This is a genomic window from Xanthobacter flavus (assembly GCF_017875275.1).
Classification (GTDB): Bacteria; Pseudomonadota; Alphaproteobacteria; order Rhizobiales; family Xanthobacteraceae; genus Xanthobacter; species Xanthobacter flavus_A.
In genome coordinates this window covers 1,387,068-1,408,408 of the sequence record NZ_JAGGML010000001.1, presented here as the reverse complement: position 1 = coordinate 1,408,408, position 21,341 = coordinate 1,387,068, and the positions used below count along the sequence as shown (strand labels likewise).

Genomic DNA, 21,341 nt, shown 5'->3' with positions numbered 1-21,341 from the left:
TGGTCCGGAGACGAGGAAGGTCCAGTACATCACCCGCCGCGCGCCGTAGACGTCGGAGAGATGCCCGCCATAGGCGCGGAACAGGCTCGCCGACACGGAGAAGGCGGCGGCGATCATGCCGGCTTGCCGGATACCAGCGCGAGACTTAGGCGACGCCCACCGAGAAGGAGCCGCCGACGATGCCGACGCCGAGTGCTGCCAGCAGGAATTGGGGGTAGGTCGCGGCATAGGTGAGGAGGAAGGTGGCGAGTGCCGCCGCCAGCATGTGAGGGCGAAAACCACGCGCCCGCCATAGACATCCGCCCACACGCCCAGGGCCACGCGGATGAGCGATCCGGTGAGGATGGGCGTACCGATGAGCAGGCCGAACTCGGAGTCCGAGAGCCCGAGATCCTGCCGGATGCGGATGCCGATGATGGAGAAGATCGCCCACACCGCGAAGCACACGGTGAAGGCGAGGGTGCTCATGGAAAGGGCGCGCCCGCGAGGAGACCTTCGCGGAACTGGTGCGCACGGCCTTTCTTCAGCGCTTTCCGCCGGTGGGCACCTTCATTCTCGCCGCGGTGCTCAACGCGCGCATCTATCTCCAGTCCGCCCGCACCCTCAAGAAATCGCAGGTGCTGATGATCCCGGCGGAAAAGGTGCGCGACGCGCTGGGCACCGACCCGGCCTTCACCCGCGCCGTCGTCACCGAGCTGGCCGCGGCTATCGCCGTGCGGTGAAGGAGGTGAAAGGCCAGAAGCTGCGCACGGGGGCCGAGCGGCTCGCCAACTGGCTGCTCCAGCGCGCCGATGGGGAGGGCGCGGACCGCATCCCCCTGCCGTTCGAGAAACGGGTGCTGTCGTCGCTCCCGGGCATGACGCCGGAGCACCTTTCCCGCGCCTTCGCCGTGCTGAAGACCCACGGCGTGACGAGCCGGGGCGCCGTCATCACCCTCGCAGATCGCCCCGCGCTCGCCGCCTTCGCCCGGCCCGATCCGCTCATCGACGCGCCGGAGTGAGGGTTCCGCGCGTCATTCCGGCGGGGAGGAGCCGACCGGCGCGGGCTTGCCGCCGGGGCGGTGGAGGAGGGTCAGCGACAGGAAGGCGCCCACCCAGGAACCCACCGCCGCGAACACCACATAGACCCAGTTCTCCGTGTAACTGATGACGGCGAACGAGGAGAGCATGTACCAGACGCTGGACCAGTTGGCCGTCGACAGGCGCCGGCGCGCCACCACCGCCGAGGTGAAGGCGACGTAGCAGGCATCGGTGGCGGCGGTGGCGATGAACACCCCCAGCGCGATCAGCGGGTCGAGGGCGGCGAAGGCGCCGAGGATGTGCTGCATGGGCGGCCCGTGATCGCAGGGTATCGGGGTCGCCATCATGGCCCAGCTTGAGCGTTGGCGACAGCCGCGCCTGCGTCAGGCGGACCAGATGCCGGCGCTCGAGGCCTGCCGCACGTAATTGACGAGATAGTCGGTGAACACGCGGATCTTGGCCGGCAGGCGCTCGCGGTTCTGGTAGGCGATGTTCATGGTCAGCATGGGCAGCTGCCAGTCCTGCATCACGGCCACGAGCCGCCCGGACGCGAGGTCGTCCTGCACGATGTAGAGCGGCTGGATGAGGATGCCGAGCCCCGAGAGGGCGGCCTGCCGGATCACCTGCCCGTCGTTGCAGTCCAGCGCGCCGGTGATGCGCACGGTACGCTCCGCGTCGCCTTTCGTGAGGCGCAGGGAGAAGGGGTCCTGCGCGAGATTGTAGACCAGCATGTCGTGTCGCGTGAGGTCGGCCGGCTCACGCGGGCGGCCGTGCTCCTCCAGATAGGCCGGCGAGGCGGCCAGCACCCGCCGCATCCGTCCGAGCCGGCGCACGATGATGTTGGTGTCGGGCTCGTGCAGGCGGGTGCGGATGGCGACGTCGATGCCCGCCTCGATGAAGTCGAGATAGCGGTTGGCCACCGCGATATGCACGTTGAGCTTGGGATAGAGCTTGCGGAACTGCGGCAGCATGGGCGCGAGATAGATGGTGGCGAACGAGAGCGAGCTTGTCACCCGCAGCAGGCCCTGCGGGGCGAGGGTATGCTCGTTCACCGCCTCTTCGGCTTCGGCCAGTTCGGTGAGGAGCGTGCCGCTGCGCTGGTAGAATTCCTGCCCCGCCTCGGTCAGCCACAGGCGGCGGGTGTTGCGCTCGATGAGGCGGGCGGAGAGCCGCTCCTCCAGCGCCGCGAGATGCCGGCTCGCCGCCGCGTTGGACATGCCCAGCGCCTCCGCCGCACGCGACAGGCTGCGCAGCTCGGCGGTCTTCACGAACACCTCGATCTGGGTCAGGCGATCCATATTTCCACTTTGCGCAAAAGACAGTTCCGAAAAATCCCGTTTATTTCCGCTGCGCGCAAGTCAAAACTCACATCCAACGAAAGACCAATAGGTCGAGGAAAACGCCAATGATGGGACCCATCCGGCACATCGTGATGTGGCGGGTCAGCGGAGACACGCGCGAGGAGCGCGCCGCCGCCCGCCAGAAGGTCAAGGCCGCGTTCGAGGGCCTGCGCGGCCGCGTCGCCGGCATGACCCGCGTGGAGATCGGTCTCGACATCTCCGATGTGGATTATGCCTGCGACGTGGTGCTGGTGACCGAGTTCGCCACCGCCGCCGATCTCGCCGCCTACGCCTCCCATCCCGAGCATCTGCGTGTCCGGCAGGAGCTGGCGAACCTGCGCATCGCCCGCTTCCAAGTGGATTATGTGGCCGAGGACGCGGCGTTCGGCGCCATCGAGGCCCGTGCGCCCGCCGCCGCTGCGGCGCCGCGTCCGCGCGACGCGCTTCTCGCCGGCGAGTGAGCCCCAAGGCGCGCCCGTGCGCGCCGCAGACGGATCTGAACCATGATCGAGACCTTCACCTACGAGGCCCTGCCCATCCGCGTCCGCTTCGGCCGCGGCACCGTCGCCGAGGTCGGTGCCGAGGTGGCGCGGCTCGGCGCGCGGCGGGCGCTGGTGCTCACCACGCCGCAGCAGGCGGGGGAGGGCGAGCGCATCGGCGGGCTCATCGGTGAAGCCTGCGCGGGGGTCTTTCCCGGCGCCACCATGCACACCCCGGTGGAGGTGACGGACAAGGCGCTCGCCGCGCTGAAGGCTGCCGACGCCGATTGCGTCGTGGCGCTGGGCGGCGGCTCCACCACCGGCCTCGGCAAGGCGCTGGCGCTGCGCACCGGGGTGCCGCAGCTCGTCATTCCCACCACCTATGCGGGTTCGGAGATGACGCCCATCCTCGGTGAGACGCAGGAGGGGCGCAAGACCACCATCCGCTCGCTGGACGTGCTGCCCGAGGTGGTCATCTACGACGTGGATCTGACGCTCACCCTTCCGCCCGGCCTCTCCGCCACCTCCGGCGTCAACGCCATCGCCCATGCGGTGGAGGCGCTCTATGCGCGGGACCGCAATCCTGTGATCTCGCTGATGGCGGAGGACGGCATCCGCACCCTCTCCTCCGCGCTGCCCATCCTCATCCACGAGCCGGCGAATATCGAGGCCCGCACGATGGCGCTCTATGGCGCGTGGCTGTGCGGCTGCTGCCTCGGCGCGGTGGGCATGGCGCTGCACCACAAGCTCTGCCACACGCTCGGCGGCACCTTCAACCTGCCCCACGCGGAGACGCACACCATCGTTCTCCCCCACGCGGTGGCCTACAACGCCCCCGCCGCGCCGGAGGCCATGGCGGCCATCACCCGCGCGCTGGGCGCGCCGGATGCGGCGCAGGGGCTGTTCGATCTGGTGCGGGCGCTCGGCGTGCCGCGCGCGCTCTGCGACATCGGAATGCCGGCGGACGGCATCGAGACGGCTGCCGACCTCGCCGTGGAAAACCCCTACTGGAACCCGCGCCCCGTGACGCGCGACGGCATCCGCGACCTCATCGCCCGCGCCTATTCGGGCGAGCGGCCGGTGGCGGCGGTGCCCGCGGAGGAGGCGGCCTGATGGGCGCGCGCACCCTCATCTGTGGCGCCACCATCCTCTCGATGGAGCCGGCCATCGGCGACCTCAAGACGGGCGACATCCTGATCGCGGATGGCCGCATCGCCGCCATCGCCCCGCGCATCGAGGCGGCGGACGCCGAGCAGGTGGACGCGAAGGGCCGCATCTGCGTGCCCGGCTTCGTGAATGCGCATATGCATACCTGGCAGACGGGGCTAAGGAGCCTCGCCGCCGACTGGACGCTGCTGGAATATTTCCGCTGGGTCCACGCGGGCCTTGCCACCCGCTTCCGCCCCGACGACATCGGTATTGCCACCCTTGTGGGCGCGCTCGGCCAGATCGATGCCGGCACCACCACGCTGGTGGACTGGTGCCACAACAACCCGACGCCCGACCACACCGACGCGGCGGTGGAGGCCCTGGCCGAAAGCGGCATCCGCGCTGCCTTCTTCCACGGCTCGCCGAAGCCCGATGCCAAGCCAGGCGAGCCGCATTTCTCCGAAGTGCCGCATCCGCGCGCCGAGATCGAGCGGCTGCGGCGCGGCCCGTTCGCCAGCGACGACGGGCTGCTGACGCTGGGCCTCGCCATTCTCGGCCCACATTATTCGACCATGGAGGTCGCGCGCGCCGATTTCAGGCTCGCCCGCGAATTCGGCCTCGTCGCCTCCATGCACCAGGGCGGCGGCGCGGCGAAGACGCCGGGCGGCTGGGAGACGCTGATCGCCGAGGGGCTGGTCGGCCCCGGCATCAACGTTGTCCACGGCAACGACCTTTCGGACGAGCTGTTCTCCCGCCTCGTGGACCTCGGCGCCTCCTTCTCGGTGACGCCGGAAAACGAGATGACGCAGGGCCACGGCTTCCCCGTCACCGGCCGCCTGCTGAAGCGCGGCGCGGCGCCGTCCCTCGGGGTCGATCTGGAAAGCGTGCTGGCCGGCGACATGATGGGCGTCGCGCGCATCGCCCTCGGCATGCAGCGGGTGCTCGACAATACGGACAGCCGCCGCGACACCGGCGCCATTCCGCCCACGTCCACGGTGCGGGTTCGGCAGGCGCTGGAATGGATCACCATCGAGGGCGCGCGGATGCTGGGCCTCGACGCCCGCATCGGCTCCCTCGCCCCCGGCAAGCAGGCGGACCTCGTCCTGATCGACGCCCGCGCGCTGCATCTCCAGCCGGTGCATGATCCCGTCGCCACCGTGGTGATGCAGGCGGGGCGCGGCGACGTGGAGGCGGTGATGATCGCCGGTCGTTTCATGAAGAAGAACAGGACGCTGCTCGCCACCGGCCTCGACGAGAAGCTCGCCCGGCTTACCGCCTCGGGCACGCGCATCGTCGATGAGCTCGGCCTCGGCAAAAAGGCGGCGTGAGGAGAGGATGATGGCTGACACTTTGACCCTCGGCTGGATCGGGCTTGGCAAGATGGGCCTGCCCATCTCCACCCGCCTCGCCGGCGCGGGCCGCGACATCGCCGGCTTCGACCGCGATCAGGAGCGCATCGCCGAGGCCGCCGCCGGTGGCGTCACCCCGGCCGCGACGCTGGAAGAGGCGGCCGGCCGCGATATGGTCTTCACCTCGCTGCCGGACGACCGGGCGCTGCGCGCCGTGGCGTTGGACGGGCCGCTGCTCTCCGCCATGCGCAAGGGCGCGATCCTGGTGGAGACCTCCACCGTGAGTCCCGGCATCTCCGCCGAGGTGGCGCAGGTGGCGGAAAGCGCCGGCATCGCCTATCTGCGCGCGCCGGTCTCCGGCAATGCCGCGATTGCCCACACCGGCAACCTCACCTGCTTCGTCTCCGGCCCCCGCGCGGCCTTCGACACCTTCCTGCCCGTGGCGCAGGACTTCACCCGCGCGCAGAAGTATCTCGGCACGCAGGAGGAGGCGCGCTACGCCAAGCTCTCCGTGAACCTGATGATCGCCGTCTCGGCCGCCATGATGGGCGAGAGCATCGTGCTCGCCCGCAAGGGCAACCTCGCCTGGCAGGACATCCTCGACGTGCTCACCAACAGCGCGGTGGGCTCGCCGATGGTCCACTACAAGGCCAAGAGCCTGGAGACGCGCGACTTCAATTCCACTTTCTCCTGCCGGCAGATGGCCAAGGACCTCGACCTCATCGTCGGGGCCGGCCACGCCGCCGAGATGGCCATGCCCCTCGCCACGCTCACGCGGGAGATCTACGGCGCGCTCATCGGGCGCGGCGAGGGGGAGGCGGACTTCATTGCACCGGTCCGCCTTGCCGAATGGCTCGCCGGACTGGGCGAGCCGGATCTCGACAAGAATGACGGGAGGCTCGCATGAGGAATTTCGACCAGTTTTCCATCACCGAGGCGGTGCTGGAGCGCGTCGCCAACGCGCCTGATGCCCGCGTCCGCGAGATCAGCGAGGCGCTCGTGCGCCACCTGCACAATTTCATCCGCGAGGTGCGCCCCACCCAGGCGGAATGGGAGAAGGGCATCGGCTTCCTCACCGATACCGGCCACATGTGCACCGGCACGCGGCAGGAGTTCATCCTGCTGTCGGACACGCTCGGCGTCTCCATGCTGGTGGACGCCATCAACCACGATCACCAGACGGCGGTCACCGAGAGCACCGTGCTCGGTCCCTTCTATGTGGACGGCCCGCCGGAGGTGGCGAACGGCACGGATATTTCCGGGCATCTGGAAGGCGAACCCATGTTCGTCTCCGGCTCGGTCGCGACGTTGGACGGCACGCCGCTCGCGAACGCCATCGTCGATGTCTGGCACTCGGACGTGGACGGCTATTACGACGTGCAGCACGAGGACGACGGCCTCGTCGCCCGCGCCCGCCTGCGCACGGACGATCAGGGCCGGTTCGCCTTCTGGTCCATCAAGCCCGCCGCCTATCCCATTCCGCACGACGGGCCGGTGGGCAAGATGCTGGAGGCGCAGGGGCGTCATCCCTGGCGGCCGGCCCATGTGCATTTCATGATCGAGGCACCCGGCCACGAGAAGCTCGTGACCCATGTGTTCGTCGCCGGCGACACCTATCTCGACAGCGACGCGGTGTTTGGGGTGAAGGATTCGCTCATCCGCGACTTCATCGCCCATGCGCCGGGCACCGCGCCGGACGGCCGGGCGATGGACGCGCCGTGGTGCGCGCTGACCTACGATTTCAAGCTCAACCCCGTATCCGCCGCGGCTTCGCAGGCGGCGTAACGGGACGGACAGACGCGCAGCAAGCCCGGACAACGGGACGCGCGGAGGGAGGAACGCATGTCTGCCCATATGCCCATCGCAGCGCATCCCATGGATGGCGTCCTGGCACGGCTCGCCGAGATCGTCGGGGAACGGGCCACCCGCGCCCCCGGCGTGCTCGCCGACCACGGCCGCAGCGAGGCCTACCATGCGGCGACACCGCCGGACGTGGTGGTGTTTCCCGAAACCACCGCCGAGGTGCAGGCGGTCGTGCGCCTGTGCCGCGAGCTGAGGCTGCCGGTGGTCGCATTCGGCGCGGGCACCTCGCTGGAGGGCAATGCGGCGGCACTCCACGGCGGCGTCTCCCTCGACATGGGGCGGATGAATGGGGTGCTCAGGGTGAATGCGGAGGACATGGACGTCACCGTCCAGCCCGGCATCACCCGCAAGCAGCTCAACGCCCAGCTGCGTGATACGGGCCTCTTCTTCCCCATCGATCCCGGCGCCGACGCCTCCATCGGCGGCATGACCTCCACCCGCGCCTCGGGCACCATGGCGGTGCGCTACGGCACCATGAAGGACAATGTTCTGGCGCTGGAAGTGGTGCTGGCCGACGGCCGCGTCATCCGCACCGCGCAGCGGGCGCGCAAGTCCGCCGCCGGCTACGATCTCACCCGCCTGTTCGTGGGCGCCGAGGGCACGCTCGGCGTCATCACTCAGGTGACGCTGAAGCTGCATCCGCAGCCGGAGGCCATCTCCTCCGCCGTCTGCGCCTTCCCGGATCTGAAAGCCGCGGTGGACACGGCCATCGCCGTCATCCAGTCCGGCGTGCCGGTGGCGCGGGTGGAGCTGCTCGACGCGGTGATGATGCGCGGCATGAATTTGCACGCCAAGCTCGGCCTGCCCGAGGTGCCGCATCTTTTCTTCGAGTTCCACGGCTCCAAGGCCTATGTGGCCGAGCAGGCGGAGACCACGCAGGCGCTGGCGGCCGAGTTCGGCGGCGAGGGCTTCCAGTGGGCGACGACGCCGGAGGAGCGCAGCCGCCTCTGGCATGCCCGCGACAACACGCTTTACGCCGGCCTCGCCCTGCGCCCCGGGGCGAAGGCGATGATCACCGACGTGTGCGTGCCCATCTCCCGCCTCGCCGAATGCCTGGTGGAGACGGCGGCGGATATCGCGGAAAGCGGCCTCACCGCCCCGGTGGTGGGCCATGTGGGCGACGGCAATTTCCACCTTCTGGTGCTGATCGATCCCGCCAGCGCCGAGGAACTCGCCCGCGCCAAGGCCTTCTGCGACCGCCTCGCCCGCCGCGCCATCGCGCTGGAAGGCACCTGCACCGGCGAGCACGGCATCGGCTTCGGCAAGATGGATTTCCTGCCCCTCGAACTGGGCGACGCGGTGGACGTGATGCGCCTCGTGAAGGGCGCCCTCGATCCCGACGGCATTCTCAATCCCGGCAAGATCTTCCGGCCCCGCGACACACAGCAAGGAGACGCACCATGAGGGCGGTCATGGCAACGACGCCTCGCCTCGAACTGGCCGCGCCCCCGGCCGTGCCCGCCACCCCCATCCTGGAGCTGAAGGGCATCTCCAAGACCTTCCCGGGCGTGAAGGCGCTGGACGACGTATCCTTCGCCGTGTGGCCGGGCGAGGTCCACATGCTCCTCGGCGAGAACGGCGCCGGCAAGTCTTCGCTCATGAAGGTGCTCTGCGGCGCCTATCAGGCCGATGCGGGCGAATACTTCCACAACGGCGAGAGGGTGGAGATCCGCTCCCCCGCCGATGCGCGGCGCTTCGGCATCGCGGTGATCTTCCAGGAGTTCTCCCTCGTCCCCTATCTGGACGTGGCGCAGAACATCTTCCTCGGCCGCGAGTTCCCCTCGCGCATTCCAGGCCTGATGGATCGCCGCCGCCTCTATCGCGAGGCACAGAAGGTGCTGGATCTCATCGGCCTCGATGTGGACCCGCGCACCAAGGTGCACCAGCTCGGCGTCGCCCAGCAGCAGATGGTGGAGATCGGCAAGGCACTGTCGCAGGATGCCCGCATCCTCGTCATGGACGAGCCCACCGCCGCGCTGTCCGACCGCGAGACCGAGCGGCTGTTCGAGGTGATGCGCCAGCTGCAGGCGAAGGGCGTCGCCCTCGTCTACATCTCCCACCGCATGGCCGAGGTGTTCGCCCTCGGCGACCGCATCACCGTGCTGCGCGACGGCAAGCTGGTGGGCCGCGCGCTGCCCGGCGAGACCTCGCCGGACGAACTGGTGCGGATGATGGTCGGTCGCAACGTGGACATGTCCTATCCCCGCCGCTTCGCCACTGAGCCTGGCGGGGTGGTGCTGGAGACCAGGGGCCTTTCCTCCACCAACGGCATCCGCGACATCGACCTGAAGGTGCGCGCCGGCGAGATCGTCGGCCTGTGCGGCCTCGTCGGCTCGGGCCGCACGGAGGTGGCGCGCGCGATCTTCGGCGCCGATCCGGTGACGGCGGGCGAGGTGCACATCTTCGGCAGGCCGAGGACCGGCGGGCCGGACGCCACCGCCTTCGCCGGCGTCGGCCTCATCCCGGAGAGCCGGAAGGCGGAAGGCCTCGCGCTCATCCGCACGGTCAGCGACAACCTCGCCGTGGCCGGCCTGCCGAAGCTCTTCCCCAGCAACATGTTCTCCCCCGGCAAGGCGCGGCGTTCGGCGCAGGAGATGATCCAGCGCCTGCGCATCGCCACCCCCTCGCCGAACCAGAGCGTCGCCGTCCTCTCCGGCGGCAACCAGCAGAAGGTGGTGATCGGCAAGTGGCTCGCCGCCGGCACGCGCCTGTTCATCTTCGACGAGCCCACCCGCGGCATCGACGTGGGCGCGAAATCCGAGATCTTCGCCCTGATCGACCAATTGGTCGCCGAAGGGGCGGCGGTGCTCATGATCTCCTCCGAGCAGGCGGAGATCGTCCATGTCTGCGACCGCGCCTACGTCATGCGCGGCAAGCGCATCGTCGGCGAACTCGGCCGCGCCGACCTCTCCGAAGAGAACATCGTCCGAATGGGGATGCACGATGAGTGACCATGCCTTCTCCCCCTCCGCTGCCCTCGGACGGGCGCGCATCCCGTCCGTGCCCGGCGTCGCCGTGGCGCTCGCCGTGCTCGGCGTCCTGTTCGCGGTGGCGAGCCCCGGCTTCCTGACGGCCGGCAACATCTCCAACATCCTGGTGCAGTCGGTGATCCTGCTGCTCCTCGCCTTGCCGATGACGCTCATCATCATGACGGAGGGGCTGGACCTCTCCATGGGCGCGGTGCTCACCCTCGCCTCGCTGGTGCTGGCGCTGATCGTGGTGGCGACCCAATCGCTGCTGCTCGGGCTCGCCGGAGCGCTGGGCGTGGGCCTCGCCTTCGGCCTCGCCAACGGCTGGCTGGTGTCGGTGCTGGGCATTCCGCCCTTCGTCGCCACGCTGGGCACGCTCGGGGCGGCGCAGGGGCTCGCGCTCATCGTCTCGGACGGGCAGAGCGTGGTGGGCATCCCGCGCTTCGTGCGGCAGGTCTATTCCGGCGATGTGGCGGGCATCCCGAACCCCATCCTCATCGGCGCGGGCTTCTACGCCCTGTTCCATGTGCTGCTCTACCACACCCGCTTCGGCACCTACATCTGCGCGCTGGGCGGCAACCGCGAGGCGCTGACGCTGGCGGGTGTGAAGTGGCGGCGGCTGCTGATCTCCGTCTACATGCTCGGCGGCGCCATGGCCGGCGTCGCGGCGCTCCTGATGACGGCGCGCATGAATGCCGGCCATCCCACCGCCGCCATCGGCATGGAGTTCGACGCCATCGCCGCCGTGGCGCTGGGCGGCACCTCCTTCGAGCGCGGCAACGGCTGGATCTTCGGCACCCTCATGGGCGTGCTCACCGTCGGCGTGCTGCGCAACGGGCTGAACCTCATGGCCGTGCCCTCCTCGGTGCAGGTGGCCTGCATCGGCGTCCTCGTCATCTTCGCCCTCTTCCTCGACGGCATGCGGAGCAAGAAGTCATGAGCCTCGCCGGCGACATCTCCGCGGGCACGCCCCGCATCCATCTGTCCAAGGACATGCAGCAGCTGATCTACCGGCTGCTGGCGGCGGGCCTCCTGTGCGTGGCGCTGAGCGTCGCGACGGATGCCTTCTTCACCACCAACAACATCCTCAACGTGCTCAGGCAGGCGAGCCTCCTGTTCTTCCTCGCCTCGGGGCTGACGCTGGTGATCCTCACCGGCGGGCTCGACCTCTCGGTGGGCGCGAACATCGGGCTGTCCGCCTGCCTCGCCGCCACCGTCATCAAGGGCACCGGCTCGCCGGCGCTGGGCACCCTCACCGGGCTCGCCAGCGGCTGCGCCATCGGCATCTGCAACGGGCTGATGGTAGCGAAGCTGCGCATCCCCTCCTTCATCGCCACCTATGGCATGCTGTGGGTGCTGCACGGGCTGACCTATTATTACATGGCCGGCGAGACCATCCACGGCTTCCCGCCCGGCTTCCGGCAGATCGGCTCGGGCTATTTCCTCGGCATCCCGATCCCGGTCTACCTCATGGTCGGCTTCCTCGTGGCCGGTGCCGTCTTCGCCCAGCGCACCGTGTGGGGGCAGCAGATCTATGCCATCGGCGCGAACCCGGTGGCGGCGCGGCTTTCGGGCATCCCGGTCGATCGGCGCCTGATCCTCGTCTACGCCTTCTCCGGCGCCATGGCGGGCGTCGCCTCCATCGTCTTCCTTGCCCGGCTGAACTCGGCCGAGGGCGACATCGGCGAGGCGATGACGCTGCCGGCCATCGCGGCGGTGCTCATCGGAGGCGCTTCGCTGTTCGGCGGGGTGGGCAGCGTGTTCGGCACCTTCGTCGGCGCGCTCATCCTCACGCTGGTGCTGAACGGCATGAACCTGCTCGCGGTCAACGCGAGCTGGCAGCCTCTGGTGACGGGCGTGATCGTCGTCTTCGCCGTGTGGCTCGACATGATCAGCCGCAAGCGGTCCTGAAGCGTCATCGAAGTAACCAGCCAAATATCAAAAATCGGAGGAAGACCCCCATGAAGACGTTGAAGTCGAACCTCAAGCTCATCGCCGCGGCGCTGCCGGTGGCGCTCCTGTCCACCGGCGCACTCGCCGCGGACGAGACCATCGCTGTCTTCACCAAGAACCAGACCAACCCGTATTTCCAGACCGTGCGCGTGGGCGCCGAGGTGGCGGCGAAGTCCATGGGCGCCAAGGTGGTGCACTACATTCCCACCAAGCCGGATTCGATCCCCGAGCAGCTCAGCCAGATCGAGGACGTGATCGTCAAGAAGCCGAGCGCCATCGTCTTCGTGCCGGTGGACTACAAGGCCATGGTGCCCGGGGTGGAGCAGATCAACGACGCCAAGATTCCGGTGGTGAACGTCACCGACCGTTCGGCCGGCGGCAAGTTCCTCGCCTTCGTCGGCGCGGACGACTACAGCCTCGGCCTGGAAACCGGCCGCTACCTGCTCAAGGAGATGGGCGGCAAGGGCAATGTGGTGATCCTTGAGGGCGTGAAGGGCTCGCTCACCAACATCGACCGGGTGCGCGGCTTCAATGACGCCATCAAGGAAAACAAGGACGTGAAGCTGCTCGCCAGCCAGCCGGCGAACTACCAGCGCCTGCAGGGCCTGCAGGTGATGGAGAACCTGATGCAGTCCCATCCGCAGATCGACGGCGTGCTGGCCGCCAACGACGCCATGGCCATCGGCGCCATCGAGGCGCTGGACGGCGCCAACCGCAAGGCCAAGGTCATCGGCATCAACGGCACGAAGGAGGCGGTGGACGCCATCAAGGCCGGCAAGCTGCTGGCCTCGGGCGACTACAACGGCTTCGTGCAGGGCTGCATCGGCACCATGGTGGCCATCCGCGCGCTGCGCAACGAGGCCATCGTGACCGAAGTGGTGCTGAAGCCCACCGTGGTCAACGCCTCCAACTACCAGCCCTACGACGTGCCGCTGGACGCCCGCGCCTGCCCGAGCTGGGCGGACGCTGCCGCCATGGCCACCAAGGCGCCCACCAAGACCAACTGATTTCGACCCCCCGACGCCGGCCAGCAAAGCCGGCGTGCTATCAACCGCGCGGGGCGACACCGGCTTTCAAGCCGCGTGCCGCCCCGATCGTGAAGGAGCCTCTCTGATGCTGTTCGCCATCCACGGTATCGACCGCCCCGGCGCGCTCGACACCCGCCTCGCCCATTACGAGGCGCACAAGGCCTTCCTGTCCGACACCTCCGCGCTCGGGGTCAAGATCGTCATGTCCGGTCCGCTGGTGGCCGACGATGGAACCACGATGATCGGCAGCCTCTTCCTCATCGAGGCGCCGGACCGCGCGGCCGTCGAGGCGTTCAACGCGGCCGACCCCTTCAGGAAGGCGGACATCTGGGAGCGTGTGACCATCACCGGCTTCCTGCGCCGTCAGGGTTGAACGTTCAACGGTTGAAGACCGATCCCGTTTCAAGGAGACGAATTATGGCAAGCGATGCCCGCCCGATCCGGGTGGTGGGAATTTCCGGCAGCCTGCGCAAGGGCTCCTACAACACGATGGCCCTCAAGGCAGCCATGGAGCTTGCCCCCGAGGGCATGACCATCGAGGCGGCCGAAATCGGCGACCTGCCGCACTACAATGACGACGTGCGCCTCGCCGGCTATCCGCCGGAGGTGGAGCGCTTCCGCGCCCAGCTTGCGGCGGCGGATGCCATCCTGTTCGTGACGCCCGAGTACAATTACTCCATCCCCGGCGTGCTGAAGAACGCCATCGACTGGGCCTCGCGCCCGCCGAGCCAGCCGTTCGACAACAAGCCGGTGGCCATCATGGGCGCCAGCATGGGCGTGCTCGGCACCGCGCGGGCGCAGTATCAGTTGCGGCAGATGCTGGTGTTCCTGAATGCCTTCCCGCTCAACAAGCCGGAAGTGATGATCGGCGCCGCGCAGACCAAGTTCGACGCCTCGGGCGCCCTCACCGACGAGGCGACGGCCGACTTCATCCGCCAGCTCCTCACCGCGCTCGCGACCTGGACCGAGCGCCTGCGCTGAGCTGATCCGGAACGACCAACCTGAAACGGCAGCGGCGAGAGGCATGGCCCCTCGCCGCTGCTTTTTTGTGTCTACCTAAAGCGGCTATCACACCCGCTCCAGCGCCACCGCGATGCCCTGGCCGACGCCGATGCACATGGTGCTCAGCGAACGCCGGCCGCCGGTCAGCGACAGTTCCAGCGCCGCCGTGCCGGTGATGCGCGCGCCGGACATGCCGAGGGGATGGCCGAGCGCGATGGCGCCGCCATTGGGGTTTACCCGCGCGTCGTCATCGGCGACGCCGAGGTCGCGCAGGGTGGCGAGGCCTTGGGAGGCGAAGGCCTCGTTCAGCTCGATCACGTCGAAATCGGCCGGTGTGAGGCCGAGGCGCGCCATCAGCTTCTTGGAGGCCGGCGCCGGGCCGATGCCCATGATGCGCGGCGGCACGCCGGCCGCCGCTCCGCCGAGCACGCGGGCGATGGGGGTGAGACCGTATCTCGCGGCCGTCTCCGCATCGGCGAGGATCAGCGCCGCGGCGCCGTCGTTGACGCCCGAGGCGTTGCCCGCCGTCACCGAGCCGCCCTTGCGGAACGGTGTGGGGAGCTTCGCCAGCGCCTCGATGGTGGTGGCGCGCGGATGCTCGTCCCGCTCCACGAGGACGGGGTCGCCCTTGCGCTGGGGGATGGAGACGGGAACGATCTCCCGCGCCAGCCGCCCGTTCGCCTGCGCCGCCGCCGCCTTGGCCTGCGAGCGCAAGGCGAAGGCGTCCTGGTCGGCGCGGTTGACGGCGAAGTCCTCGGCGACGTTCTCGCCGGTCTCCGGCATCGAATCGACGCCATACTGCGCCTTCATCAGCGGGTTCACGAAGCGCCAGCCGATGGTGGTGTCGTGGATCTCCGCATGGCGCGAGAAGGCGGTGTCCGCCTTGGGCATGACGAACGGGGCGCGGGACATGGATTCCACGCCGCCGGCGATCATCAGCGACGCCTCGCCCGCCTTGATGGCGCGGGCGGCGGCGATGATGGCATCCATGCCCGAGCCGCACAGCCGGTTGATGGTGGTGCCCGGCACGCCGACGGGCAGGCCGGCAAGCAGCAGCGACATGCGCGCGACGTTGCGATTGTCCTCGCCCGCCTGGTTGGCGCAGCCGAAGATCACGTCGTCCACCGCCTCGAAATCCACGCCGGTATTGCGCGCCATGAGCGCCTTCAGGGGCACCGCGCCGAGATCGTCCGCCCGCACCGAGGCGAGCGCGCCGCCGAAGCGGCCGATGGGCGTGCGAACGTAATCGCAGATGAAGACATCCTTCATTGCGGGCTCCTAGAGCTGGGGAACGATGAGATCGGCCACGGGGCCGGCGATGACCAGCTCCGCCCCGGTAAGGGACTGGAGCTTCTCCAGCGTGATCGTGGGCAGCTTCTCGCGCAGCACGAAGCGGCCGCCCTCGATGTCCACCACGGCGAGGCTGGTATAGACCCGCGTGACGCAGCCGACCCCGGTGAGGGGCAGGGTGCAGCGGTCCAGCAGCTTCGGCTCGCCCGCCTTGGTGACGTGCTCGGTGATGACCGCGACGCGCTTGGCGCCATGCACGAGGTCCATGGCCCCGCCCACCGCGGGCACGCCCTTCGCGCCGACGCTCCAGTTGGCGAGGTCGCCGTTCTGCGCCACCTGGTAGGCGCCGAGGATGGCGACGTCCAGATGCCCGCCGCGCACCATGGCGAAGCTGTCGGCATGGTGGAAGAAGGCCGAGCCGGGCTTCAGCGTCACCGCCTTCTTGCCGGCGTTGATGAGGTCCCAGTCCTCTTCGCCCTCGGGCGGCTCCTGGCCAAAGTCGAGGATGCCGTTCTCGGTGTGGTAGATCACCTCGCGGCCGGCCGGCTGATAGCGCGCGACCATCTCGGGGAAGCCGATGCCGAGGTTCACATAGGCGCCGTCGGCGATGTCCTGCGCCGCGCGCCAGGCGATCTGGGCGTTGGAGAGCTTGGTATCGTCGCTGGCGGTCATGGATAGGTTGCTCCGGCGCGGTTCAGCAGCTCTTCCTGGGCGGGGCTGGGCACTTCCACCACGCGCGAGACGAAGATGCCGGGGGTGACGACATGCTCGGGATCGATGGTGCCGGGCGGCACCAGCTGCGACACCTGCACGATGGCGTGCCGCGCGGCCGAGCACATGAGCGGGCCGAAATTGCGGGCCGCCTTGTTGTAGGTCAGGTTGCCGAGGCGGTCGCCCAGATGCGCCTTCACCAGCGCGAAATCGGCCTTCAGCCAGCGCTCCTGCACGTAGGAGCGGCCGTCGAACTCTGCCGTGGGCTTCCCGTCGGCGAGGTCCGTGCCGTAGGAGGTCGGCGTGTAGAAGGCCGGGATGCCGGCGCCGCCCGCGCGGATGCGCTCGGCGAGGGTGCCCTGCGGCACCAGCTCCAGCGCGATTTCCCCGGCGAGATACTTCTGCGTGAAGACGCGCGGATCCGCCGAGCGGGGGAAGGAGCAGATGAGCTTGCCCACCATCCCCACCTCGATCATGGCGGCGAGGCCGACATGGCCGTTGCCGGCATTGTTGTTGACCACCGTGAGGTTGCGCGGCGAGCCGGTCTTCACGAAACGGTCGATGAGCGCGTGGATCAGCTCGATGGGCGCGCCGGAGCCGCCGAAGCCTCCGATCATCACCGTGGCGTTGTCGCCGATGTCGGCCACCGCCTCCGCGGGTGTGGCGATCGTCTTGTCCATGTCCGGTCCCTGTTGCGCCCGGGGCGGCGCGCCTTTCCGATACCCGACGCATAAAAAACGACGGGCTCGACTTCAATCCAGTTTGTGCGATATAGGAGATTTGTTGACATATCGCACAAACTGAGGAGCCGCAGGTGACCGGGATTTCCCAGCGCGACACCATGGGCGGGCTCGCCAAGGGGCTCTCGGTGATCGAGACCTTCACCGCCGAGCGGCCGCGCCAGTCCATCGCCGAGGTGTCCGCCGCGAGCGGGCTCGACCGGGCGACGGCGCGGCGCTGCCTGCTCACGCTCGCCCACCTCGGCTATGCGGACTATGACGGGAAGTTCTTCACCCTCACGCCCCGCGTGCTGAGGCTCGGAACCGCCTGCCTCGCGGCCATGCCGTTGCCGCAGATGGTGCAGCCCTGGCTCGACCGGCTCTCGGAGGATCTGGGGGAGAGTTCCTCCGTCTCCATCCTCGACGCGGACGAGATCGTCTATGTGGCGCGCGCGGCGCAGCGCCGGGTGATGTCCATCGCCCTCATGCCCGGCTCGCGCCTGCCGGCCTATTGCACCTCCATGGGCCGCGTGCTCCTCGCCGCCTTGCCGGAGGCGGAGGCGATGCGCCGCCTGCGCCTCAATCCGCTCGCCGCGCGCACGCCGCTGACGCTGACCGATCCGGACGCGGTTATGGGGGCTGTGCGGCGGGCGCGGGAGCGTGGCCATGCGGTGATCGACCAGGAGGTGGAACTCGGCCTGCGCTCCATCGCGGTGCCGCTCCTCAATGCGCGGGGCGTCACCGTCGCGGCGCTCAACCTCGGCCTGCCCACCCATGCCGGCGACGCGGAGGCGCTGGTGGCGCGCTATCTTCCGCCGCTGGAACGGGTGCAGGGGGAAATCCGCAAGATCCTGCGATAGGCGCGTCTTGTGTGATGGATCAAGGCGCAGCGCCGCCGCCCATCCGATGCTAGGATGGTGCGACCACGCGGGATGCCATGAAGAGAGACACCTTTCACGCGCAGGATGGCGCAAGCCTCGCCTTCTCAGACGTCGGCACGGGGCGGCCGCTGCTGGCACTGGCCGGCTTCACCCGCAATTCGCGCGATTTCGACTATCTCGGCCGCCACCTGCACGACGTGCGGCTGATCCGGCTCGACAGCCGGGGCCGGGGCGAGTCCCAGTGGACGGGGGCCGACACATACACCGCGCTTCAGGAGAGCGACGACGCGATCGCGCTGCTGGACCATCTCGCCATCCCGCGCGCCGCCGTCATCGGCTCCTCCCGGGGCGGCATTCTCGCCATGCTGATGGCCATGAAGGCGCCGGCGCGCGTGGCCGGCGTCTGCCTCAACGATGTCGGCCCGGTGATGGAGCGCGCGGGGCTGGAGCGCATCGGCGCCTATATCGGCGTCGAGCCCGCTGTCACCACGCTGGAGGAGATCGCCGACCGCATGCCGCAGGCCATGCCCGGCTTCCACCACGTCCCGGAACTGCGGTGGGAGGAGGAGACCATCCGCCGCTACGTCCAGACGGAGACAGGCATCGCCCTCCCATATGATCCAGACCTGCGCCTGTCGTTCCAGAAGGCTCTCGCCGCGCCGCCGACGGATGCCTGGCCCCTGTTCGACGCCTGCGCAGGCGTGCCGGTGGCTTTGATCCGCGGCGCCAATTCCGATGTGCTGAGCGCCGGCGCCGCCGCGGCGATGGCCGCCCGGCGTCCGGATCTGATCTATGCCGAGGTGCCGGACCGCGGCCACACGCCCTTCCTCGACGAGCCGGAGGCGCTGGCGGCGATCCGTGAATGGCTGGACCGCTGCTCTTTCACCGCGCAGGCAGCGCCCGCGCAGCAGAAGCTGGCGGGCTGAGGCGCCTGGCGATCACCCGATTTCGCGATGCGCGGCCTATCCCAGCGAAGTGCCGCCGATGCCGCATACCCCGGAAATGCGAGCCATTTCATTGTAATCGAGGTTGCCTGGCCAGAAGAGAGCCGGCTTACAGATTTTGATGTGTGACAGACACTGTATTGCAGCATTGCTCAGCTAAGAAGATGTGTGCCGTCTTATTGCGGCGGGCGTGCCATGCGCCCAGAATAGAATGTAGTGCCAGAGGAGAGTGCGGTGAATACTGCGGACAGCAATGCGGGTGATCGCAATCCGTTCTTCGCGGCTGTAACCGACGGAAACGCCTGGACGGCCCGCCAGCGGGCGCTTGCGCTCACCGCCCAGCTCTCCGAGTGGTCGACCGTCGGCGAACTGACCTCCAAGGCCGCCGGCCGTCATTTCAACAGCATCTCGGCCACCCATGGCGAGCGCCTGCGCGCCACCTTCAATGCCCTCACCGGCCTCGTGGCGGAGGTGACGAAGCCGCGCGCCTCGCCCCTGGCGCTGCTGGGCGAGTTCCGCGCCTATGCCACCGACCGCGCCCAGCGCACCATCCTGATGGCGGACTGCCTGCGCGAGCGCGGCGACACCTTCTTCGCCCATGAGGCCGCCGGCTGCCCGCCGGTGCTGATCTATGATTACGAGATCGCCGTGGACGGGCGCCAGCTGTCGCGGCCCTGCAATTACATGCTGCTGAAGATCACCCCGCCCGAGGGCGTCGAGGTATTCGCCTGGAAGCGGCCCTATGTCATCATCGACCCGCGCGCCGGCCACGGCGCCGGCATCGGCGGCTTCAAGGCCGACAGCCAGGTGGGCGTGGCGCTGAAGGCGGGGCATCCGGTCTATTTCGCCGCCTTCTGGCGCAATCCCGAGCCGGGTCAGACCCTCGCCGACGTCGCCCGCGCCGAGGCGTCGTTCGTCCGCTACGTGCAGGAAAAGCACCCCGATGCGCCGAAGCCGGTTGTGATCGGGAACTGCCAGGGCGGCTGGGCGACGCTGGTGCTTGGCGCCTCCAATCCCGATCTCACCGGCCCCCTCGTGCTCAACGGCGCCCCGGTTGAAACCTGGTCCGGCGACGTGGGCTCGAACCCCATGCGCTACAATGCCGGCCTGCTCGGCGGGCAGGTCCAGCCCATGTTCTGGTCCGATTACGGCGACGGCGTCTTCGACGGCGCCTGGCTGGTGCTGAACTTCGAGATGCTGAATCCGGGCCGTACCTGGTTCCGCAAATATTACGACGTGTTCGAGAAGGTGGACACCGAGCGCGGCCGCTTTCTGGAATTCGAGAAGTGGTGGAGCGGCTTCTTCCTGCTCAACGAGCCGGAGATCGTCTGGATCGTGCGCGAGCTGTTCGTCGGCAACAAGCTCGCCCGCAACGAGGCGCGGCTGGAGCACGGGCGCGTGCTCGACGTGAAGCAGATCCGCTCGCCCATCATCGTGTTCGCGAGCCACGGCGACAACATCACCCCGGTGAAGCAGGCCGTGAACTGGATCATGGACGCCTATGCCGACGAGACCGAGATCAAGATCCGCGGCCAGCGCATCGTCTACATGGTCCACGAGTCCATCGGCCATCTCGGCATCTTCGTCTCCTCCTCCATCGCCAAGCGCGAGCATCAGGAGGTGGCTTCGACCCTGAAGACCATCGAGGCGCTGGCGCCCGGCCTCTATGAGATGATCATCGAGGACGAGACGCAGGACGGTGCCGGCAAGCATTTCACCGTGTCCTTCTCCGAACGCCGCCTCTCGGATCTGCCCGGATACGGCGATGGGCGGCAGGACGAGGTGCCCTTCGGCGCGGTGGAGCGCCTGTCCGAGCTGCAGGCCGAGCTCTACGACATCTGCGTGCGGCCCTGGGTGCAGGCCTGCGTGACCAAGGCGAGCGCGGAAATCGGCCGCCAGCTTCACCCGCTGCGGCTGCAACGCGGGCTCATGTCCTCGCGCAATCCCTTCCTCGCCGCGCTCCCCGGCGCGGCCCAGTCGACGGCCCAGAACCGCCAGCCGGTGGCGCCGGACAACCCGTTCGCCATTGCCGAGAAGCTTGTCGCCGATGCTATCGAGCAGAGCTTCGACATCATCCGCGACGTACGCGACGCCTGGTACGAGACGCTGTTCTTCTCCATCTATGCCACGCCGCAGGCGCGGTGGTTCGGCCGCAACTTCAATTTCGAGCGCACCCACAAGTCCAAGGATGAGCTGATCGGCCTGCCCGAGGTGCAGTCGGCGCTGCTGCACGTCTCGTCGGGCGGCTTCGTGGAAGCGGTCATCCGCATGCTGATCCTTTTGGCCGATGCGCGCGGCGCGGTGCGGCGCGACCGGCTGGAGCGGTCCGCCCGCGTGCTCACCAAGGACGAGCCGTTCCGCTCGCTGAAGACGGATCAGCGCGCCCAGATCATCCACGAGCAGAGCCTGATCGTGGAATATGCCGGCCCGGCGGCCATCGGAACCCTGCCGGACCTGCTGCGCACGCCCGAAGAGCGGCGCCGGGCGGTCGAGGTGGTGCAGTTCGTGCCCGGCCTGCTGTCAGACATGGAGCCGCGTACCCTTGCCATGCTCCAGCGCTTCCGCGACGTGCTCGGCTTGCCGCCGGCGACGATGGACGTGCTGACCGATCCCCTCAGCACCCTGACGGAGGCGGCGCAATAGCG

21 protein-coding genes and 2 pseudogenes are annotated in these 21,341 nt (G+C 68.7%); 17 read left to right on the top strand and 6 right to left on the bottom strand.

The window, feature by feature from the left end; genetic code table 11:
* Positions 1-6: 6 nt before the first annotated feature.
* Positions 7-468 (bottom strand): annotated as a pseudogene (locus tag J2126_RS06890) (MFS transporter); the annotation flags it as partial.
* A 38-nt stretch (positions 469-506) separates the two neighbouring features.
* Between J2126_RS06890 and J2126_RS25745 the strand changes: the two are divergent.
* Positions 507-722, top strand: coding sequence for a hypothetical protein (locus tag J2126_RS25745; protein WP_348634252.1), 216 nt, complete (start codon positions 507-509; stop codon positions 720-722).
* A 5-nt stretch (positions 723-727) separates the two neighbouring features.
* Positions 728-1,000, top strand: a complete 273-nt coding sequence (locus tag J2126_RS25740; RefSeq protein ID WP_348634251.1) for a helix-turn-helix domain-containing protein — start codon at positions 728-730, stop codon at positions 998-1,000.
* A 12-nt stretch (positions 1,001-1,012) separates the two neighbouring features.
* Here J2126_RS25740 and J2126_RS06880 read toward each other — a convergent pair whose 3' ends face one another.
* Together J2126_RS06880 and J2126_RS06875 are read right to left on the bottom strand one after the other, a co-directional pair.
* Entirely contained in the window at positions 1,013-1,327 is a 315-nt protein-coding gene (locus J2126_RS06880; RefSeq protein WP_209485129.1) for a hypothetical protein, read from the bottom strand.
* A 75-nt stretch (positions 1,328-1,402) separates the two neighbouring features.
* Positions 1,403-2,317, bottom strand: coding sequence for a LysR family transcriptional regulator (locus tag J2126_RS06875; protein WP_209485127.1), 915 nt, complete (start codon positions 2,315-2,317; stop codon positions 1,403-1,405).
* A gap of 107 nt (positions 2,318-2,424) precedes the next feature.
* Between J2126_RS06875 and J2126_RS06870 the strand changes: the two are divergent.
* The 12 genes and pseudogenes from J2126_RS06870 to J2126_RS06815 all read left to right on the top strand — a co-directional run.
* Positions 2,425-2,724, top strand: a pseudogene (locus J2126_RS06870) (Dabb family protein); the annotation flags it as partial.
* Between the two features lie 138 nt (positions 2,725-2,862).
* Positions 2,863-3,951 (top strand): maleylacetate reductase, encoded by a 1,089-nt coding sequence (locus tag J2126_RS06865; protein ID WP_209485123.1) that lies wholly within the window; start codon positions 2,863-2,865, stop codon positions 3,949-3,951.
* Positions 3,951-5,315: an amidohydrolase family protein gene (locus J2126_RS06860; RefSeq protein ID WP_209485121.1), complete on the top strand. Its 1,365-nt coding sequence runs from the start codon at positions 3,951-3,953 to the stop codon at positions 5,313-5,315. Before J2126_RS06865 ends, J2126_RS06860 begins: the two co-directional genes overlap by 1 nt.
* 10 nt (positions 5,316-5,325) lie before the next feature.
* Positions 5,326-6,243: an NAD(P)-dependent oxidoreductase gene (locus tag J2126_RS06855; RefSeq protein ID WP_209485119.1), complete on the top strand. Its 918-nt coding sequence runs from the start codon at positions 5,326-5,328 to the stop codon at positions 6,241-6,243.
* Positions 6,240-7,121 carry an intradiol ring-cleavage dioxygenase gene (locus J2126_RS06850; protein WP_209485117.1) on the top strand — a complete coding sequence of 294 codons (882 nt, stop codon included), beginning with the start codon at positions 6,240-6,242 and terminating at the stop codon, positions 7,119-7,121. The genes J2126_RS06855 and J2126_RS06850 overlap by 4 nt, the downstream gene beginning before the upstream one ends.
* A gap of 90 nt (positions 7,122-7,211) precedes the next feature.
* The gene (locus J2126_RS06845; protein WP_209489939.1) at positions 7,212-8,603 is read left to right on the top strand and encodes an FAD-linked oxidase C-terminal domain-containing protein; all 1,392 of its coding nucleotides are present in this window, start codon (positions 7,212-7,214) and stop codon (positions 8,601-8,603) included.
* Positions 8,604-8,611: 8 nt separating this feature from the next.
* Positions 8,612-10,150, top strand: coding sequence for a sugar ABC transporter ATP-binding protein (locus J2126_RS06840; RefSeq protein ID WP_209485115.1), 1,539 nt, complete (start codon positions 8,612-8,614; stop codon positions 10,148-10,150).
* The gene (locus tag J2126_RS06835; RefSeq protein ID WP_209485113.1) at positions 10,143-11,108 is read left to right on the top strand and encodes an ABC transporter permease; all 966 of its coding nucleotides are present in this window, start codon (positions 10,143-10,145) and stop codon (positions 11,106-11,108) included. The genes J2126_RS06840 and J2126_RS06835 overlap by 8 nt, the downstream gene beginning before the upstream one ends.
* Entirely contained in the window at positions 11,105-12,079 is a 975-nt protein-coding gene (locus J2126_RS06830; protein WP_209485111.1) for an ABC transporter permease, read from the top strand. Before J2126_RS06835 ends, J2126_RS06830 begins: the two co-directional genes overlap by 4 nt.
* Before the next feature lie 50 nt (positions 12,080-12,129).
* Positions 12,130-13,128 carry a sugar ABC transporter substrate-binding protein gene (locus J2126_RS06825; RefSeq protein ID WP_209485109.1) on the top strand — a complete coding sequence of 333 codons (999 nt, stop codon included), beginning with the start codon at positions 12,130-12,132 and terminating at the stop codon, positions 13,126-13,128.
* Positions 13,129-13,234: 106 nt separating this feature from the next.
* The gene (locus tag J2126_RS06820; protein WP_209485107.1) at positions 13,235-13,522 is read left to right on the top strand and encodes a YciI family protein; all 288 of its coding nucleotides are present in this window, start codon (positions 13,235-13,237) and stop codon (positions 13,520-13,522) included.
* Positions 13,523-13,566: 44 nt separating this feature from the next.
* Positions 13,567-14,130 (top strand): NADPH-dependent FMN reductase, encoded by a 564-nt coding sequence (locus J2126_RS06815; RefSeq protein ID WP_209485105.1) that lies wholly within the window; start codon positions 13,567-13,569, stop codon positions 14,128-14,130.
* Positions 14,131-14,217: 87 nt separating this feature from the next.
* Here J2126_RS06815 and pcaF read toward each other — a convergent pair whose 3' ends face one another.
* The 3 genes from pcaF to J2126_RS06800 are packed head-to-tail and all read right to left on the bottom strand — an operon-like array spanning position 14,218 to position 16,832.
* A complete protein-coding gene (gene pcaF, locus J2126_RS06810) occupies positions 14,218-15,420 on the bottom strand; it encodes a 3-oxoadipyl-CoA thiolase (RefSeq protein WP_209485103.1) in 1,203 nt (400 codons plus the stop codon).
* A gap of 9 nt (positions 15,421-15,429) precedes the next feature.
* Positions 15,430-16,113, bottom strand: a complete 684-nt coding sequence (locus tag J2126_RS06805; RefSeq protein ID WP_209485101.1) for a 3-oxoacid CoA-transferase subunit B — start codon at positions 16,111-16,113, stop codon at positions 15,430-15,432.
* Positions 16,110-16,832 carry a 3-oxoacid CoA-transferase subunit A gene (locus tag J2126_RS06800; protein WP_209485099.1) on the bottom strand — a complete coding sequence of 241 codons (723 nt, stop codon included), beginning with the start codon at positions 16,830-16,832 and terminating at the stop codon, positions 16,110-16,112. Before J2126_RS06800 ends, J2126_RS06805 begins: the two co-directional genes overlap by 4 nt.
* 161 nt (positions 16,833-16,993) lie before the next feature.
* On the opposite strand from J2126_RS06800, the gene J2126_RS06795 reads away from it, so the two are divergent.
* From J2126_RS06795 to J2126_RS06785, 3 genes are all read left to right on the top strand, one after another.
* A complete protein-coding gene (locus tag J2126_RS06795; RefSeq protein WP_209489938.1) occupies positions 16,994-17,731 on the top strand; it encodes an IclR family transcriptional regulator domain-containing protein in 738 nt (245 codons plus the stop codon).
* A 77-nt stretch (positions 17,732-17,808) separates the two neighbouring features.
* Positions 17,809-18,678, top strand: a complete 870-nt coding sequence (locus tag J2126_RS06790; protein WP_209485097.1) for an alpha/beta fold hydrolase — start codon at positions 17,809-17,811, stop codon at positions 18,676-18,678.
* Positions 18,679-18,930: 252 nt separating this feature from the next.
* Entirely contained in the window at positions 18,931-21,339 is a 2,409-nt protein-coding gene (locus J2126_RS06785) for a DUF3141 domain-containing protein (RefSeq protein WP_209485095.1), read from the top strand.
* Positions 21,340-21,341: the final 2 nt, after the last annotated feature.